Annotated in this window: 12 protein-coding genes; 2 read left to right on the top strand and 10 right to left on the bottom strand. The window is 65.3% G+C overall.

Going from position 1 to position 16757, the window contains the following annotated elements; genetic code table 11:
* Window positions 1–44: 44 nt before the first annotated feature.
* The 5 genes from E5206_RS07765 to E5206_RS07745 form a co-directional block, all read right to left on the bottom strand.
* Window positions 45–1760, bottom strand: a complete 1716-nt coding sequence (locus E5206_RS07765) for an ABC transporter ATP-binding protein (RefSeq protein WP_205760026.1) — start codon at window positions 1758–1760, stop codon at window positions 45–47.
* 11 nt (window positions 1761–1771) lie between these two features.
* The gene (locus E5206_RS07760; protein ID WP_136321982.1) at window positions 1772–2767 is read right to left on the bottom strand and encodes an ABC transporter permease; all 996 of its coding nucleotides are present in this window, start codon (window positions 2765–2767) and stop codon (window positions 1772–1774) included.
* On the bottom strand, window positions 2757–3686 hold the full coding sequence (locus tag E5206_RS07755) for an ABC transporter permease (protein WP_136321981.1): 930 nt from the start codon (window positions 3684–3686) through the stop codon (window positions 2757–2759). Before E5206_RS07755 ends, E5206_RS07760 begins: the two co-directional genes overlap by 11 nt.
* A gap of 215 nt (window positions 3687–3901) precedes the next feature.
* A complete protein-coding gene (locus E5206_RS07750; protein ID WP_136321980.1) occupies window positions 3902–5542 on the bottom strand; it encodes an ABC transporter substrate-binding protein in 1641 nt (546 codons plus the stop codon).
* A 264-nt stretch (window positions 5543–5806) separates the two neighbouring features.
* A complete protein-coding gene (locus E5206_RS07745; RefSeq protein WP_136321979.1) occupies window positions 5807–7582 on the bottom strand; it encodes an ABC transporter ATP-binding protein in 1776 nt (591 codons plus the stop codon).
* A 79-nt stretch (window positions 7583–7661) separates the two neighbouring features.
* Between E5206_RS07745 and E5206_RS07740 the strand changes: the two genes are divergently transcribed.
* Complete coding sequence (locus E5206_RS07740; protein ID WP_136321978.1) at window positions 7662–8291, top strand: PH domain-containing protein; 630 nt, start codon at window positions 7662–7664, stop codon at window positions 8289–8291.
* Between the two features lie 24 nt (window positions 8292–8315).
* On the opposite strand, the gene E5206_RS07735 is transcribed toward E5206_RS07740, so the two are convergent.
* The 4 genes from E5206_RS07735 to ychF form a co-directional block, all read right to left on the bottom strand.
* Window positions 8316–9407: an ABC transporter permease gene (locus E5206_RS07735; RefSeq protein ID WP_136324020.1), complete on the bottom strand. Its 1092-nt coding sequence runs from the start codon at window positions 9405–9407 to the stop codon at window positions 8316–8318.
* Window positions 9408–9433: 26 nt separating this feature from the next.
* On the bottom strand, window positions 9434–10975 hold the full coding sequence (locus E5206_RS07730) for an ABC transporter permease (RefSeq protein WP_136321977.1): 1542 nt from the start codon (window positions 10973–10975) through the stop codon (window positions 9434–9436).
* A 37-nt stretch (window positions 10976–11012) separates the two neighbouring features.
* Entirely contained in the window at window positions 11013–12791 is a 1779-nt protein-coding gene (locus tag E5206_RS07725; RefSeq protein ID WP_136321976.1) for an ABC transporter family substrate-binding protein, read from the bottom strand.
* Window positions 12792–13136: 345 nt separating this feature from the next.
* Window positions 13137–14222 carry a redox-regulated ATPase YchF gene (gene ychF, locus E5206_RS07720; RefSeq protein WP_136321975.1) on the bottom strand — a complete coding sequence of 362 codons (1086 nt, stop codon included), beginning with the start codon at window positions 14220–14222 and terminating at the stop codon, window positions 13137–13139.
* Window positions 14223–14354: 132 nt separating this feature from the next.
* On the opposite strand from ychF, the gene E5206_RS07715 reads away from it, so the two are divergent.
* Complete coding sequence (locus E5206_RS07715) at window positions 14355–15656, top strand: DNA recombination protein RmuC (protein ID WP_136321974.1); 1302 nt, start codon at window positions 14355–14357, stop codon at window positions 15654–15656.
* On the opposite strand, the gene E5206_RS07710 is transcribed toward E5206_RS07715, so the two are convergent.
* Window positions 15653–16741 carry a 4-hydroxy-3-methylbut-2-enyl diphosphate reductase gene (locus E5206_RS07710; protein ID WP_136321973.1) on the bottom strand — a complete coding sequence of 363 codons (1089 nt, stop codon included), beginning with the start codon at window positions 16739–16741 and terminating at the stop codon, window positions 15653–15655. The two genes, E5206_RS07715 and E5206_RS07710, sit on opposite strands and share 4 nt — an antisense overlap.
* Between the last annotated feature and the right edge of the window lie 16 nt (window positions 16742–16757).

Here is a 16757-nt window from a genome sequence, read left to right as displayed (position 1 = left end):
CAGGGTGGACACCGGCTCCGGCGTGTTACAGGTTCCGGCCGGGCTCAGGCAACTTCCGGGGGCAGCATGAGGCCGGCACCCGGGATGGCGTTGAGCAGGGCCTTGGTGTAATCCCGCTGTGGCGAGTCAAAGACATCATCCGTGGAACCCGTTTCGACCAGCTTGCCCTTTTCCATCACGCAGACGTGGTCGGCGATCTGCCGGACCACCGCGAGGTCATGGGTGATGAACAGGTACGTCAGGCCCAGCCTTGACTGCAGCTCGGCGAGCAGGTTCAGCACCTGTGCCTGCACCAGGACGTCCAGGGCGGAGACGGCTTCGTCGCAGATGATCACTTCGGGGTCCAGGGCCAGGGCCCGCGCAATCGCGACTCGCTGGCGCTGGCCGCCGGAGAGCTCGTTGGGGTACCGCTGCATGGTGGACTGCGGCAGGGCCACCTGGTCCAGCAGTTCGCGGACCTTCCTCTCGCGGCTGGCCTTGTCCCCGATCTTGTGGGTCCGCAGCGGTTCCTCGATGGTCCTGAAGATGTTGTACATCGGGTCCAGGGAGCCGTACGGGTCCTGGAAGATCGGCTGCACGCGGCGGCGGAAGGCGAAGATCTCCTTGTTGTTCAGCGTGGAGGTGTCAACGCCGTCAAAGATGATCTTGCCGGACGTGGGCGCCAGGAGGTTCAGGACCATCTGCGCCACGGTGGACTTGCCGGAGCCCGACTCCCCCACGATCGCCGTCGTGGTTCCTCGCCTGACGCTGAAGGAAACGTCGTCCACGGCGGTGAAGTCCGTTGCCCGGCCGAATCCTGAGCGCAGTTTGAAGACCTTGCTCAGGTTCCGGATCTGGAGCACTTCTTCGGTCAGGGCGGGCTCGACCGCTACGTCCTCTCCGGGCGTGAGCAGTTCCTCCGATTCGATGCCGAGTTCCTTGGCCGCCTGGATGCGCCGGGACGCCAGCGACGGCGCCGAGGCCACCAGCCGCTGGGTGTAGGGGTGCTGCGGGTTCTGCAGCAGCTCCAGCGACGGCCCGGATTCGACAACCTGCCCGCGGTACATGACCACGACCTTGTCGGCGCGCTCGGCGGCCAGGCCGAGGTCGTGGGTGATCAGCAGTACTGCGGTTCCCAGTTCCGCGGTCATCTTTTCCAGGTGATCGAGGATCTGGCGCTGCACCGTCACGTCCAGGGCCGACGTCGGCTCGTCTGCGATCAGCAGGCGGGGCTGGCAGGAGAGCCCGATGGCGATCAGCGCGCGCTGGCGCATGCCGCCGGAGAACTCGTGCGGGTACTGCTTGGCCCGCCGTGCCGCGTCCGGCAACCCTGCCTCGGACAGGACCTTGGCGACATCGTCGGGGCCGCTGGGCAGCCCGTTGGCCTTCAGCGTCTCGCGGACCTGGAAGCCGATCTTCCACACCGGGTTGAGGTTGGACATCGGGTCCTGCGGGACCATGCCGATGCTGTTTCCCCGGAGTTCGATCATCCGTTTTTCGCTGGCGTGGGAGATGTCCTCGCCGTCGAAAAGGATCCGGCCGGCGGAGACGCGGCCGTTGCCCGGAAGCAGGCCGATGGCGGCCAGCGCCGTCGTCGACTTTCCGGAACCGGACTCGCCCACAATGGCTACGGTCTCGCCGGGCATGATGGTCAGGTGCGCGTTCCGCACGGCCTGAACGTCACCGTTACTGGTGGCGAAGCTGATCGCGAGGTCCTTGATTTCAAGCAGCGGACGCTCGGTGGAGTAACCCTCTTCAAGGATTTCTACTGTGGTGTTCATGGCGTCCCCTTTCATCGCTTCCGCGCTTTGGGATCGAGGGCATCACGCAGGGCGTCGCCCAGCATGATGAAGCTCAGGACTGTGATGGACAGCGCGATGGCCGGGTAAAGCAACGGCATCGGGTTGGACCGCAGTGATGCCTGCGCGGCCTGGATGTCATTGCCCCAGGACATGACGCTCGGCGGGAGTCCGATCCCGAGGAAGGACAGCGTTGATTCGGCAACGATGAACGTGCCCAGCGAGATCGTGGCGACGACGATGATCGGAGCCAGCGAGTTCGGCAGGACGTGGCGCAGGAGCGCGCCGAACTTCGACACGCCCAGCGAGCGGGCCGCCGTGACGAAGTCTGCGTTGCGGACTTCGATCACGGCACCGCGGGTGATCCGGGCGATCTGCGGCCAGCCGAAGGTGATCAGGATGAGCACGAGGGTCCACGCCGTCCGGTTCGCGCGGAACATCGGCAGCTGCATGAGGACGATGGCCCCGAGGATCAGCGGCAGCGCAAAGAAAATGTCGTTGATGCGCGCCAGGATGGCATCCACCCAGCCGCCGTAGTAGCCGGCGAGGGCGCCCATGATGCCGCCGATCAGGAGGACACCGATGGTGGTGAACAGGCCCACCGTCACCGAGGAGCGGGTCCCGAAGATGACCCGTGCGTACACGTCACAGCCCTGCTGGGTGAAACCCAGGGGGTGGCCGGCGGCCGGGCCGCCGTCGGAATTGGCCAGCTGGCAGGCCTCGGAGGACGGGTCGATCGAGGAGAACAGACCCGGGAACAGCGAGACGGCCACGACGACGAGAATCAGGAAGGCGGAGATCAGGAAGAGCGGCTGCTTGCGCAGGTTCTTCCAGGCCTCGCCCCAGAGGCTCAGCGGGGCATTGTCTTCCTTGACCTTGTCGGTTGCCTGCAGCGGCGTCTCCGCCACATCGGCAACGAAGTGTTCTGTCTGGCGGGTTGCACGGACGATGGCGGCGCCGTGCCTTGATGTGTTGTTCTCAGGCGTCATAGCGGATCCTTGGGTCAAGCCAGGCGTACAGCAGGTCAACGAGGAGGTTGGAGAGGCAGTAGATGAGGACCAGCACGGTGACGATGGAGACCACCGTGGGTCCTTCTCCCGAGAGCACGGCCCGGTAGAGCCGGTTGCCGACGCCCGGCACGTTGAAGATGCCTTCCGTGACGATTGCTCCGCCCATCAGGCTTCCGAGGTCCGCACCAAGGAAGGTGATGACGGGAATCAGCGAGTTGCGGAGGATGTGCACCCGGACGACGCGGAAACGGGACAGGCCCTTGGCGGTGGCCGTGCGCACGTAGTCGGCGTTCATGTTCTCGATGACGGACGTGCGGGTCAGGCGCAGGACATAGGCGAAGGAGGCAAGGCCCAGAACGATGGCCGGCAGGATCAGGTCCTGGACCGTCGCGGCGGAACTGACGGTCGGCTTGGCCCAGCCGAGCTGGACGCCGATGGTGAACTGCAGCAGGAAGCCCAGGACGAATATCGGGATGCCGATGACGATCAGCGATGCCACCAGAACCGTGGCGTCGAAGAACTTGCCCTTACGGAGGCCGGCGATGAGGCCGAAAACGATGCCGAAAACGCCTTCGAAGATCAGCGCCATGACGGCCAGGCGCGCTGTGACCGGGAAGACTTCGCCCAGCACCGCGGCGATGGGGCGTCCGGAGAAGTCCTGGCCCAGGTCAAAGGTGAAGATACTCTTCAGGTAGAGCACGTATTGCATCCAGAATGGCTGGTCCAGGTGGTACTGGACCCTGAGCTTGGCCGCGACGGCCTCGTTGACGGGCTTGTCCCCGAAGAGCGCCACGATGGGATCGCCCGGGAGGCTGAAGACCAGGAAGTAGACCAGCAGGGTTGCCCCGAGGAATACGGGAATCAGTTGAAGGAAACGCTTGAGAATGTAAGTCGCCATCAGCGAAGCACACCCCCTTGGAGAAGCATCCGGTCCAGGGATGCGGTGGAGTTGTTCATCAAAGAACCTTTTCACTATGGGTGCAGGCCGACGCCGGTTTGCTCACGGCGTGCGGCTTGCGAAAGAACACCCGAAGGGCCGGGTCACCAAGAATATGCGGAAATAAAACAACGGCGGAGGCCCCAGTCCAGGCAGCCCCCGCCGTCGTTCTTCAGTTACTTGCCGGTGATGTTGTAGTACAGCGGGACGCCGTCCCAGCCGTAGTCAACGTTGGTCACCTTGTCGCTCCAGCCGCCCTGGGCGACCTGGTACCACAGCGGGATGGCCGGAAGATCCTGCAGCAGGATCTCCTGGGCCTTGTTCATTGCCTTGTTGCCGTCGCTGACGGAGGAGGCGTTCAGCCCGTCGGAGACGGCCTTGTCAAAGGCGGGGTTGGCGTAGTTCGCGTCGTTGGAGCCGGCACCGGTCTTGTAGATCGGTCCCAGGAAGTTGTACAGCGACGGGTAGTCCGCCTGCCAGCCGGCGCGGATGGAGCCGGTGAGGGTCTTGGCGGTTGCGTCGTTGCGGGCTTCCTTGAAGGTCGCGTACGGCTTGCCTTCAACCTTGATGCCGAGGGTGTTCTTGAGCTGGTTTACGACAGCTTCGACCCATGCCTTGTGGCCGCCCTTGTCGGCGTTGTACGCGATGGTGAACGTCTCATTGGCGTCCCACTTCTGGATGGCGTCGGCCTTGGCCCAGGCGTCCTTGGCCTTGGTCGCGTCGAACTTCAGGTTCTCGGATCCCGGGATCGAGTCGCTGTAGCCGTCAAGGACGGGAGCCGTGAAGTCCTTGGCAGGCTGGCGCGCGCCGCTGAAGATCACCTTGGTGATCTCGTCGCGGTTGATCGCCATGGAGATGGCCTGGCGGCGCAGCTTGCCCGCCTCTCCGCTCCACTCCGGCAGGTATTCCGGGATGGCGATGGTCTGGTTGCCGGCGTACGGCTTGTTGATGGTGCGGTCGCCGAGGTCAGTCTTGAAGTTCTTCAGCGCGCTCGTGGGGATGGTCTGCAGGATGTCCAGGTTGTTGGACAGCAGGTCCTGGTAGGCAGCGTCGTCGTTCTGGAAGATCTTGAAGGTCACGCCGGCGTTCTTGGGCTTGCGGGGACCGTTGTAGTCCGGGTTCGGCACGAGCTGGATCTGCACGTTGTGCTGCCAGCCGCCGTCGGCCAGCTTGTACGGGCCGTTGCCCACAGGCTTCTCGCCGAAGCCCTTCGGGTCCTTGAGTGCTCCGGACGGGACCGGGACGAAGGCGGTGTAGCCCAGGCGCAACGGCCAGTCCGACTCCGGCTGCATCAGCTCTACGGTGAAGGTCTGATCGTCAACGACCTTCAGGCCGGACATGGTCTCAACGGTCGAGTCCTTAGCGCTGGCCTCGTCGTAGCCCTTGATGCTTTCGAAGAAGTTCCCGCTCAGCTGTGCGTTCTTGGCAGCCGCGCCGAAGTTCCAGGAGTCCACGAAGGTCTTGGCCGTGATGAGCTCACCATTGGTGAATTTCTGGTCCTTCTTGATCTTGATGGTGAAGTGCTGGCCGTCCTTGCCCTCGATGGACTCGGCGAGTTCGTTGACGGGCTTGCCGCTGGGGTCGTAGCTGACGAGGCCCGCGAACATCATGTCGATGACCTTGCCACCGCCGACCTCATTGGTGTCGGCCGGCATCAGCGGACGCTGCGGCTCCGAACCGTCGGCAATAATGACTTTGCTGGTGTCGCCACCGGTGCTGCTGCTGCCGCTGGCGGAGCCGCCGGCACCGCATCCGGTCAGGGCAAGGGCGGCGATGGCCACCATGCCCAGTGCTTTGGAAGTGCGCGAAAAACGCATTCCGCCTCCTATGAGTTGGGGGAGTTAGTGAGGGAAAAACATGTGTTTCCCGGGCAGACCAGGCACAGGGATATCCTGTGACGTGGACTACATATGGAAGTAGCCTAACCGCAAAATGTCCGAATGTTGGAACTCTGTTGCCAAACCGTGATCCGACAAAAGCGTGACCGGCACCGTCAACCGAAATGTATTTCAAGTCACACACTACTGGCTGGTAGGATTCGCCGCGAGGTCAACCCGGTTATTTGGTGTTAACTGGAGGAATCAGCTGGAGGGGCTTGCCGGCGCAGGTGGCGGGAATCCCTGACCGGCGTCTGCCGCCAGCAGCTGGGCCCGCAGTTCACGCCGCTCACGCTGCTTCTCCGGATCAGGCAGCGGAACCGCGGCCAGCAGCCGCTGGGTGTACGCCTCCTGGGGGTTGCGCAGGATCTCGTCCCGGCTCCCCTGCTCCACGATGCGGCCCCGCTGCATCACGCAGATCCGGTCCGCGAGCACATCCACGACGGCGAGGTCATGGGTGACGAAGAGGCAGGCAAACCCCAGTTCCTTTTGCAGGTTCTGGAAAAGGTCGAGGACCTTCGCCTGCACGGAAACATCGAGGGCCGAGGTGGGCTCGTCCGCGACCATAAGCTTCGGCCTGAGCGAGAGCGCCCGGGCGATGCCCACGCGCTGCTTCTGGCCCCCCGAGAGCTCGTGCGGATACCTGTTGCGGTAGTCCCGCGGAAGTTCCACCTGGTCCAGCAGCGCCTCGATCCGCTTCTGCAGCTCGGCGCCCTTCGCCACCTTGGCAAGGAACATCGGCTCCCCGATGCTTTCGCCGATCGGCAGCCGGGGGTTCAGGGATGACGAGGGATCCTGGAACACCATGCCCACATGCCGGCGCATCCGGTGGAGTTGCCGGCCGTTTTTCCTGGCGGCGGAGATATCCTGGCCGACCACGCGCATACTGCCGGCGGCGACCGGGAGCAGCCCGACGGCAGCCCGCCCGATCGTCGTCTTTCCGGACCCGGATTCGCCCACGAGACCCACGACCTGTCCGGGATAGATCACCAGGTTGGCGCCCTCCACCGCCCGGAAGGCGGGCACCCGGCCCTGCTTCGGGTAGTCGATGGCGACGCCGGCCAGCTCCAGCACGGGGTCGCCCTGGGGGCTGGCGGTTTCCACGGCCGTGACGTCGACGCCGCCGGCCGCCCCGGCGCCGCCCTGGCCGAGGTGCGGGACGGCGGCCAGCAGCGCCCTGGTGTATTCGTGCTGCGGGTTGTGGAAAATCTGCGCTGCCGTGCCGGTTTCGACGATGCGGCCGCGGCGCATGACGGCGATCCGGTCGGCGAGGTCAGCGACGACGCCCATGTCGTGGGTTATCAGGACAATTGCGCTGTCCAGCCTGTTGCGCAGCTTGCGCATGAGGTCCAGGATCTCGGCCTGGACCGTCACATCAAGGGCCGTCGTGGGCTCGTCCGCGATCAGCAGCCTGGGGTCGCAGGAAAGCGACTGGGCGATCATGGCGCGCTGCCGCTGCCCTCCGGAGAGCTGGTGCGGATAGGAGCGGAAGGATTTCTCCGGGTCCGGCAGCTCGACGAGTTCCAGCATCCGCAGGGCGCGCAGCCGGGCCTCCTCCGGGGAGACTTCGCTGTGCAGGCGGATGGTCTCCACGATCTGCGCCCCCACCGTGTAGACGGGGTTCAGGGCAGTCATGGGTTCCTGGAAGATCACGGCCACGTCCTTGCCCCGGACGGCCCGGATGTTCGCCTCGCTGGCGCCCAGCAGTTCCTTGCCGGCGAGCCTGACGCTGCCGCTCACCCGGCTGTTGCCGGGCAGCAGCCCAAGCAGCGCCATCGAACTGGCGCTCTTGCCGGATCCGGACTCGCCGACGATGGCGAGCACTTCACCGGCGCGGACCTCGTAGTTCAGGCCGATCGCGGCCGGGACCCACTTCTTGTCCACGCCGAAGTCGACGCTCAGGTCACGGACTTCCAGGACGGGTGCACCTTGGCCCGGCACCGGTGCAAAGGGCGGATCGAGGGCGACGAAGTCAGTCATGATGGGGCTTTCCTTCCACCCGGGCCGCCGGAGCACCGGGGATTAGTTCTGCGGGCCGGAATGCTGAACTATTGGGGGCATGAGCCCTGCGCCGCATGCCGGAAACGTTGAAGTCTTCAAGGCCCGCACGAACAAATGGTTCGCGTGGCTGTCGTGGGCGGTGGCCGCGTTCGGCGTCGTGGTCATGGCCGTGACCGCGGGTCCCGGGGCGCTGGCCGGCATCGCGCCGCTGGTGCTGCTTGGTTTCCTGGGCTGGCAGCTTTTCTGGATGCCGGCGGTCGTGGTGCACGGCGGCGGCGTCACCCTGGAGAACCCGTTCCGGTCCATCGAGGTGCCCTGGGCGGCGCTGGTGCAGGTCGATACCCGCTACGCCCTGACGCTGGTCACGGCAGCCAGGAGCTATACCTCCTGGGCGGCGCCGGCTCCCGGCATCTGGGGCGGCCGCAACGCCCGCCCCGAAGACCTCCAGGGCCTGCCGGCAACCACGTACGGACCGGGGAAGTCGGTCCGGCCCGGGGATCTGACGAGCACCGATTCGGGCCAGGCCGCACGGCTGGTGCGCGCAAGATGGCACGAACTGGTGGAAAGCGGCGAACTTGCCGCCGGCGAGGCCGCCACCACAGCCGTGAAGGTGACCTTCCGACGGGCGGCGGCCGGCGCCGTCGTACTGCTGCTGGCGGCCAGCTACTGGACCGTCACCGCGGGCTGACACGGAAGGGCCGGGGCACGGCACCTAGTCGCCACCTGTTCCGTTGTTGGCCGCCGTTCCGTCAAAGGCCGTGACCGGGAGCGCTGCGGCCGGCGACTGCCCGGGTTCCTTCACCTTCCGGGCATTGAACTTCTTCTGCCGCGGATCGAAGGCATCACGCAGGCCGTCGCCGATGAAGTTTATGCTCAGGCAGATCAGCACGATGAAGAGGCCCGGGAACCAGAAGAGCCACGGACGCGTGGAGAACGCTTCCTGGTTCTGCGAGATCAGCAGCCCCAGGGAGGTATCCGGAGCCTTCACACCGACGCCGAGGTAGCTCAGCGCGGTCTCGGTGAGGATGGCCGCTGACATGGTCAGCGTGATGTTCACGATCAGCACCCCCACCGCGTTCGGCAGGATGTGCTTGAAGATGATCCGGGCATTGCCGGCCCCGGAAATCCGTGCCGCATCGACGAATTCGCGCTCGCGCAGGGACAGGAATTCGCCGCGCATCAGGCGGGCCAGCCCCACCCAGCTGATCAGGCCGAGGAAGATCCCCAGCGCCAGGACGCCGTTGCTGCTCGTGAACGCGACGAGCCAGCTGCCGGAGTCCCGGCGCCCCGCCATTTGCGCCATGACGGCGGCGAGCAACAGGGCGGGGATGATGATGATGACGTCCGTCAGGCGCATCAGCACGGCTTCCATCCAGCCCCGGAAGTATCCGGCGAGGGCACCGACCACGACGCCGATCAGGCCGGCGATGAGGCCGATCACCACCATGATGGTGATGGACTGCTGGGCCCCCCGCATGGTCATGGCGAAAAGATCCCGCCCGATGCGGTCCTGGCCGAAGGGGTGCTCCCCCCAGGCCGGAAGCCAGAGCGAGGCGGTGGGGGCGCCGTCGTTGACCAACGGCGAGACATCCTCGTGGCCGTATTTCCACCAGCCCGGGATCCCCCAGTAGCCCACGGAGGTGAACGCCATGATGAAGATGACCGCGAAGACGACGAGGCCGGTGATGGCGCCCGAATGGCCGAGGAACCGCTTCCGGACGATCTGCCCCTGGCTCAGGCCCTTCGCTTCGATGACCGGTTCGATCCCCGCCGCCGGCCGCAGCAGGCCCGCCTCTTCGGCCATGACTTCGTCCTGTTGGCTGGGCTGGCTCATGCTTTGACCCTTACGCGCGGATCGAGGGCGGAGTAGGCAAGGTCCGCAATGAGGTTGAACACCATGGCCGTGATGGCCACGCAGATGAAGACGCCCATCACCGGGTTGGGATCCACGTGCGTGATGCCGTCGAGGAACAGGAATCCCATTCCCCGGACCGAGAAGACCGATTCGGTGATGACGGCGCCGCCGATCAGGCCTCCGATATCGAAGGCGACGATCGTGGCGATCGGGATCAGCGCGTTCCGGAAGGCATGGCGCATGACGACGGTGCGCTCCGACAGCCCCTTGGCGCGGGCGGTCCGGATGTAGTCCATGTTCATGATTTCGAGCATCGAGGCGCGGGTGAAGCGCGTGTAGCCGGCTAGGGAGATCAGGACCAGCGCCGTCGTCGGGAGGATCAGGTGGGTGAAGGAGTCCAGGCTCAGGATCCAGAAGTCGCCTTCGATGTTCGGGGTGCTGGCGCCGATCGTGGCGATGGGCCGGCCGCGCACGCGGCTGTTGTTGAAGTAGCCGGGCCATGCCTGCATGTAGCGGTCCAGGATGATGAGGAATCCGACCAGGAACGAGGTGAGGGCCGCCGCGCGCATGGACTGTCCGCGGTCGTAGCCGCCCACCAGGTAGCCGATGCCAATGCCGGCCAGGACCGCGGCGATTGCCAGCAGCACGATCATGGGAAACGTTGCCTCATCCAGCAGCGGCTGGACGGCGAAGTAGGCAACCAGACCGAGCCCGACGGCGATCAGAGCCGACTGCAGCGCCTTGCGGTTCTTCAGGCCGGCCGAGAGCAGTGTGACGGCGAAGGCGATGCCGACGCCGGCGACGGCGATCACCACCGGGCCCAGGCCCGGCGTCTTGAACCACCCGGTGGCGGAGAAATAAATGAGCACGGCGGCCACGAAGACGAAAACCGCACCACCGGCCAGGAGCCGGCGTTTCAGCGGGCCGCCCGCAGCCACCGCGGTCAACAGGCCGCACACGGCGCCGATGCCGAGGGACACCGGAAGCGGAACCTCCGGGTTCCGGAGGAAGTTGTTGAAGCCGATGGCGCCGAACTCCTTCAGCAGGACGGCGACCCAGAAGATGGGCAGGGAGAAGAACAGGAACGCCATGAAGGTCACACCGTAGTCGAGCGTGCTGTACTGCCGGAGGGCAGTGACGATGCCCAGGGTGATGCCGATCAGGATGGCGAGCACGGTGGCACCGGTGACCAGGGTCAGGGTCTGGATCAGCGCGTGGCCCAGCGCATCGGTGATCGGCTGGCCGGCGATATTCCTGCCCAGGTCGCAGGAGCCGGCCCACGGCACGAGACATTGCGCCGCACCGCCCAGCCACCTGAAGTAGCGCAGCGGGGCCGGGGTTTCCAGCTGCAACAACTCGGTCCTGGCGTCGATCAGCTGCTGGCGGTTGGGGGCGTTGCTCGCCCGGAACTGCTCCAGCGGATCACCTGACGCCGCGGTCAGGAGATAGACCAGGAAGGACGCGCCGAGCAGGATGAGCGCGGCTGTGATCAGACGCCGGACTATATAGGTCACCATTGTGATTGAACCGGCCCGTGTTGCCAGCGGCCGTCGGCTACTTCTGTGCCCACTCCCAGAAGTTCCACCAGACACCGGTCTGGTTCGGCATGTACTTCACGCCGGTGATGCGGTCGCTGTACGCATCGACACCGACGTTCTGGTACAGCGGGAGCCCGTAGGCGGAGTCCCAGATCTTCTTGTCGATCTGCTGGCTGATCCCGTCCTGCTTGCTGCGGTCGGTGGTGACAACCAGTTCATCCATCAGCTTGTCGGCTTCCGGGTCGCTGAACTGGTTGTAGTTGGAGTCGTTGCCCGACTTGAAGATCTGCGGAACCCCGGAGACGCCGACGCCGGGGTTGCTCCAGCCGAAGATGGTGGCGTCATAGCCGCCCTTGCCCAGGGCCTTGCCCCAGTCGGACTTGCCGAGGCCGCCGTCGACGATCTTGAAGCCGGCCTTGGTGGCGGACTCACGGATCAGCGAGTAGGCGTCGACACGGTTGGTGTTGTCCTTGTTGTACATGATGCGGATCTCGGGCGTGGCACCGTTCAGCAGCTTCTTGGCGCCATCGATGTCCACGTCCTGGTAGGCGGAGGAACCGTTGTTCTTGGCGGAGTCGGCATAGGCGGCCTGGTCCGGCACGAAGAGCTGGGAATCAAGCGGCTTGGCGTTCGGGTCAAGCTTCTTGACGATCTTGTCAACGATGTCCTTGCGCGGAACCGCCTTCAGGAACGCCTCGCGGACGTTCTTGTCGGCAAACGGGCCGGAGTAGTTAAGGTCGATGTGGTCGTAGGCGAGCTGGCTGCCGCGGTCCGTCGTGACGCCCTGGCTTTCCAGTGCCTTGAGCTGGTCCACCGTGTCGGCGGAGGGCTGCGGCGCGATGATGTCTGCCTCGCCGTTCTTGAGCGCCTGGACCTGCGCCGCGGAATCGCCGATGTAGCGGACGGTGATTTCGTCCAGCTTGGCTTCCGGACCCCAGTTGTAGTCCTTGTTCTTCACCATGGTCAGTGACTGGTCCTGGTTGATGCTCTTGACGACGAACGGGCCATTGGAGAGGAACAGGCTCGGGTCAGCCGGCAGCGTCTTGGTGTCGAAGCCGGTGTTCCACAGCGCGGACATGGCCTGCAGCTTGGCGTCGGCCGGCTTGGGAGCCTTGGAATCGCCGCGCGGCATGGACTTGAGGAGGTCGATGAATGCCTTGGTGTCCGTCAGGCCGGCTTTCCTGGCGAGGACGTGGGCCGGGATGTCGATACCGGGGCCGCCGAGGGCGATTTCCCAGTCGGCGAAGGGCTTGGAGTACTTCACCGTCATGGAGCGGCCGTCGGATCCCAGCTCCGGGAAGTCGGTTAAAGCCAGGCCGGTCGCGTCGCCGGCATAGGAAAAGTACGACGTTCCGGTCTTGGCTTCCGGATTGGCGTCATCGTAGTACCCGGAGAAGGCGGCCCACTGCAGCAGGAGGTCGGCCGCGGTTACGGGCGTGCCGTCTGACCACTTGACGCCCTCATTAACCGTGTACTTGACGGTGAGCGGATTGTCGGAGGTCTTCTCCATCTTGCCGAACTTGTCGTTGTGGACGATGTTCAGTTTGTTGTCGATGTAGTAGAAGCCGGAGTGGGTGGCATAGCTGATCTTGGAGTTGACGTCAACGTTGCCATCCGCGGTGTTGGGATTAAACGTGGAGAAGGCGTTCACCTCGACGACCGTTGCCGATCCGCCTGTCTTGCCTGCCGCGGCAGCCGTCGGGGTTGACCCGCCGCTGCCGCCCGCGCAAGCGCTGAGGGCGAGGGCGGCTGCTGCCGCCACTCCCACTGCTTTGGAAATACGACCCAAGCGCATTCCGCCTCCTTGTTTCCGTGGTGTGGATGAGACCAGCACCGTAGGCACCGGACAGACGCCCACACTCCCCCAGCGGCAGTGTGGCCCGTCTCACATGGGATGTAAGCGTAGACCCCAATTGAAAAGGTACTTGAAGAAAGTTGACTAGCGGTAAATGTTGTTACCGAGCTGCAACATTTACCGCCTGGAGGGGAAAGAATTCCGCGTTGGCATTGACGGCGCGGGCGGACCGCGATAAAGGAGGCGAACACAGGAGAGGCCCCGATTGGAAAATCGGGGCCTCTCGAGTTAATCCGTAATTACTTGGCCCCAGTGTGTGGCCCTGTTGCCGGAATCGCCGGGACGTCACACATTGAATCTAAATTCCACCACGTCGCCGTCGACCATGACGTATTCCTTGCCTTCGATCCGGACCTTGCCGCGGGCCTTCGCCTCGGCCATCGTGCCGGCTTCCATCAGATCGTCGAAGGACACTACTTCAGCCTTGATGAATCCACGCTGGAAATCGGAGTGGATCACGCCGGCCGCCTGCGGGGCGGTGTCGCCCTGGTGGATGGTCCAGGCACGGGTTTCCTTGGGTCCTGCCGTCAGGTAGGTCTGCAGCCCGAGGGTGTGGAAGCCGACGCGGGCCAGCTGGTCCAGGCCGGATTCGTCCTGGCCGTTCATCTCCAGCATCTCGCGGGCCTCTTCCTCGTCCAGCTCGACGAGGTCGGATTCGAGCTTGGCATCGAGGAAGATGGCGTCCGCCGGGGCCACCATGGCCCGCAGCTCTTCCTGCTTCTCCGGGCTGCCCAGGATGCCTTCGTCGGCGTTGAAGACATAGATGAAGGGCTTGGCGGTCAGGAGGCTGAGCTCCTTGAGGTGCTCCATCTCGAGTTTGTCCCGCTTGACCGAGGAGAAAATGGTGTCGCCACGTTCCAGCACGGCCTGGGCTGCCAGGATTGCCGCGAGTTCCGCGGCTTCCCGCTTCTTGATCTTGACTTCTTTTTCGATCCGGGGGATGGCTTTTTCGATCGTCTGGAGGTCGGCCAGGATCAGCTCGGTGTTGATGGTCTCCACATCCGAGCGGGGATCGACCTTGCCGTCGACGTGGATGACGTCGGGGTCATCGAACACGCGGACGACCTGGGCGATGGCCTCGGCCTCGCGGATGTTGGCGAGGAACTTGTTGCCCAGGCCTTCGCCCTCGGAGGCTCCCTTCACGATGCCGGCGATGTCCACGAAGGACACCGGGGCGGGCAGCAGGCGCTGGGAGCCGAAGACGGCGGCCAGCTTCGCCAGCCGAGGGTCCGGCAGATTAACGACGCCGACGTTGGGCTCGATCGTGGCGAACGGGTAGTTCGCTGCGAGCACCTGGTTACGGGTCAGTGCGTTGAAGAGAGTTGATTTGCCGACGTTGGGCAGTCCGACGATGCCAATAGTAAGAGCCACGAGTATTGATTCTACCGGAAACCGGTCCCTGATCCTGCGGCCGGGGAGCGCTGTTCGCCGTGGGCGTCGGTTGCCCGTGGCCGCAGTGCGTGTTCGGGCAAAAGTGTCACAGGGGCATGCCAGAGTGAAGGCATGGACGCTTTTGCACTGATACTTGCCCTGCTCATGCTGCTCGTGGGCGCCGTTTCCGGCGCCGCCGTCGCCTATCTGTTGCTCCGGCGCCGCTATCTGGCCGTGGAGCAGGACTTCGACGGCGTCTCGTCCCGGCTTTCAGAGGTCAGCGCCCAGTTCGCCGCTGCCGACGCCGAGCGGCGCCTCCTGGCAGCGCAGAACCGGGAGCTGGGCGAATCACGGAACCAGGACGCCAGCGTGCTGCGCGCGCTGGCCCCGGTGGCGGAGAAACTGACCGCCGTGCAGCAGCAGGTCTCGCTGCTGGAGCGGGACCGGTTGGAGCAGTACGGGCAACTGGCCCAGCAGCTGCAGGAGGCACGGCTGTCCGATGAACAGCTGCTGCGGTCAACCCACGCCCTGGAGTCGGCCCTGCGTTCCAACAGCGCACGCGGCCAGTGGGGCGAGGTCCAGCTGCGGCGGGTGGTCGAAGCGGCCGGGATGCTCCGGCATGTCGACTTCCATGAGCAGGTCCACACGGCCGGCACGGAGAACAGCGTCCGGCCCGACCTCGTCGTGCAGTTGCCCGGGGACAAGCTGCTGGTGGTCGACGCGAAGGTCCCGCTGGCGTCCTACCTGGCGGCGCAGGAGCTCGGCGCGTCCACCGGCAGCCTGCAGCTCGGGCAGGCCGCCAACGGACAGCAGGCGCACCTGGCTGCCCATGCCAAGGCCCTGAAGGCCCACGTCGATGCCTTGAGCACCAAGAAGTACTGGGACATCCCCGGCAATTCTCCGGAGCTCGTGGTCTGCTTCCTGCCGGCGGAATCGATCCTGGCCGCGGCGCTCTCGGCGGACCCGGCGCTGCTGGACTACGCACTGTCCAAAAACGTGGTCCTGGCCTCCCCCGGCACCCTCCTGGCGGTGCTGAAATCGGTCGCCTTCACATGGCGGCAGGACGTGTTGACGGACAGCGCCCGGGAACTCTTTGAGCTGGCCCGGCAGCTCTACGAGCGGATGGGCACGCTCGGCGAGAACGTGACCAAGCTCGGGTCCTCGCTGAAGACCTCGGTGGAACGCTACAACTCGATGGTCGGTACGCTGGAGGCCCGGATACTGCCCACCGCGAGGAAGCTCAATGCCCTGGAGTCCGCCGGGCTCGTCACGCCCGTCTCCGTCGAGGTGACGCCGCGTTCGGTGGCAGCCCCGGAGCTGCAGTCCTCCGGGCCGGAGCTGCAGTCCTCCGGGCCGGAGCCGCAGCCAGGCGGGCAGGCGTGGGGGCCCGGGGAGAACTCGGACGGACCGGCCGCCTGGGAACGTGCCGGCTAGGACTGGGCCGGGCGCACGCCGCGGCCGCCGAGCGCCCGGGAGACGTCCCCGGCCTGCTTCAGGGTTGCCCGGAGCTCCTTCGGCAGGGAGAAGAGCAGGTCCTCCTCGGCCGTGACGACTTCCTCGACGGAGCCGTAGCCGTAGTCGGCCAGGAGCCGCAGCACGTCCTTGACGAGCACTTCCGGGACCGAGGCCCCCGAGGTCACGCCCACCGTGGCGACGCCCTCGAACCAGGCCTCGTCGACCTCGTTGGCGAAGTCGACCCGGTACGAAGCCTTGGCGCCGTATTCCAGCGCCACCTCGACGAGGCGGACGGAGTTGGACGAGTTGGCCGACCCGACCACGATGACGAGGTCGGCCTGCGGCGAGATCTTCTTGATGGCCACCTGGCGGTTCGTCGTGGCGTAGCAGATGTCGTCGCTGGGCGGATCCTGCAGGGTGGGGAACCGTTCCTTCAGGAGCCTGACCGTCTCCATGGTTTCGTCCACACTGAGGGTGGTCTGCGAGAGCCAGATGACCTTCTCCGGGTCCCGGACAGTGACCTTGCCGACCTCATGCGGGCCGTTGATGATCTGGATGTGCTCGGGCGCCTCACCCGCGGTCCCTTCGACTTCCTCGTGGCCATCGTGGCCGATCAGCAGGATGTCGAAATCGTCCTTGGCGAAGCGGACCGCTTCGCGGTGCACCTTGGTCACGAGCGGGCAGGTCGCGTCGATGGTCCGCAGACCGCGGTCCTCGGCGGACTGGACCACCGCAGGCGATACGCCGTGGGCGGAGAAGATCACGAGCGCGCCCTCGGGGACCTCGTCTGTTTCGTCCACGAAGATTGCGCCCTTTTCCTCCAGCGAGCTGACCACGTGGACGTTGTGCACAATCTGCTTGCGCACGTAGACGGGGGGACCATAATGCTCCAGGGCTTTTTCCACGGCAATGACGGCGCGGTCCACGCCGGCGCAATAGCCGCGCGGTGCCGCGAGCAGCACCTTCTTGGCCCCGGCAACGGGCGCCGCGGCCAGTACTTCCTCCGGCGAACGCCGCCGGCGCGGAACGGATGGCATCGGTATGGAGACTGCGGTGGAGGTCATTCTTCAATGCTACCGG

The organism is Arthrobacter sp. PAMC25564 (assembly GCF_004798705.1).
Lineage (GTDB): Bacteria > Actinomycetota > Actinomycetes > Actinomycetales > Micrococcaceae > Arthrobacter.
The sequence above is the reverse complement of the archived record's forward strand: the minus strand, read 5'-3'. Positions and strand labels throughout refer to the sequence as shown.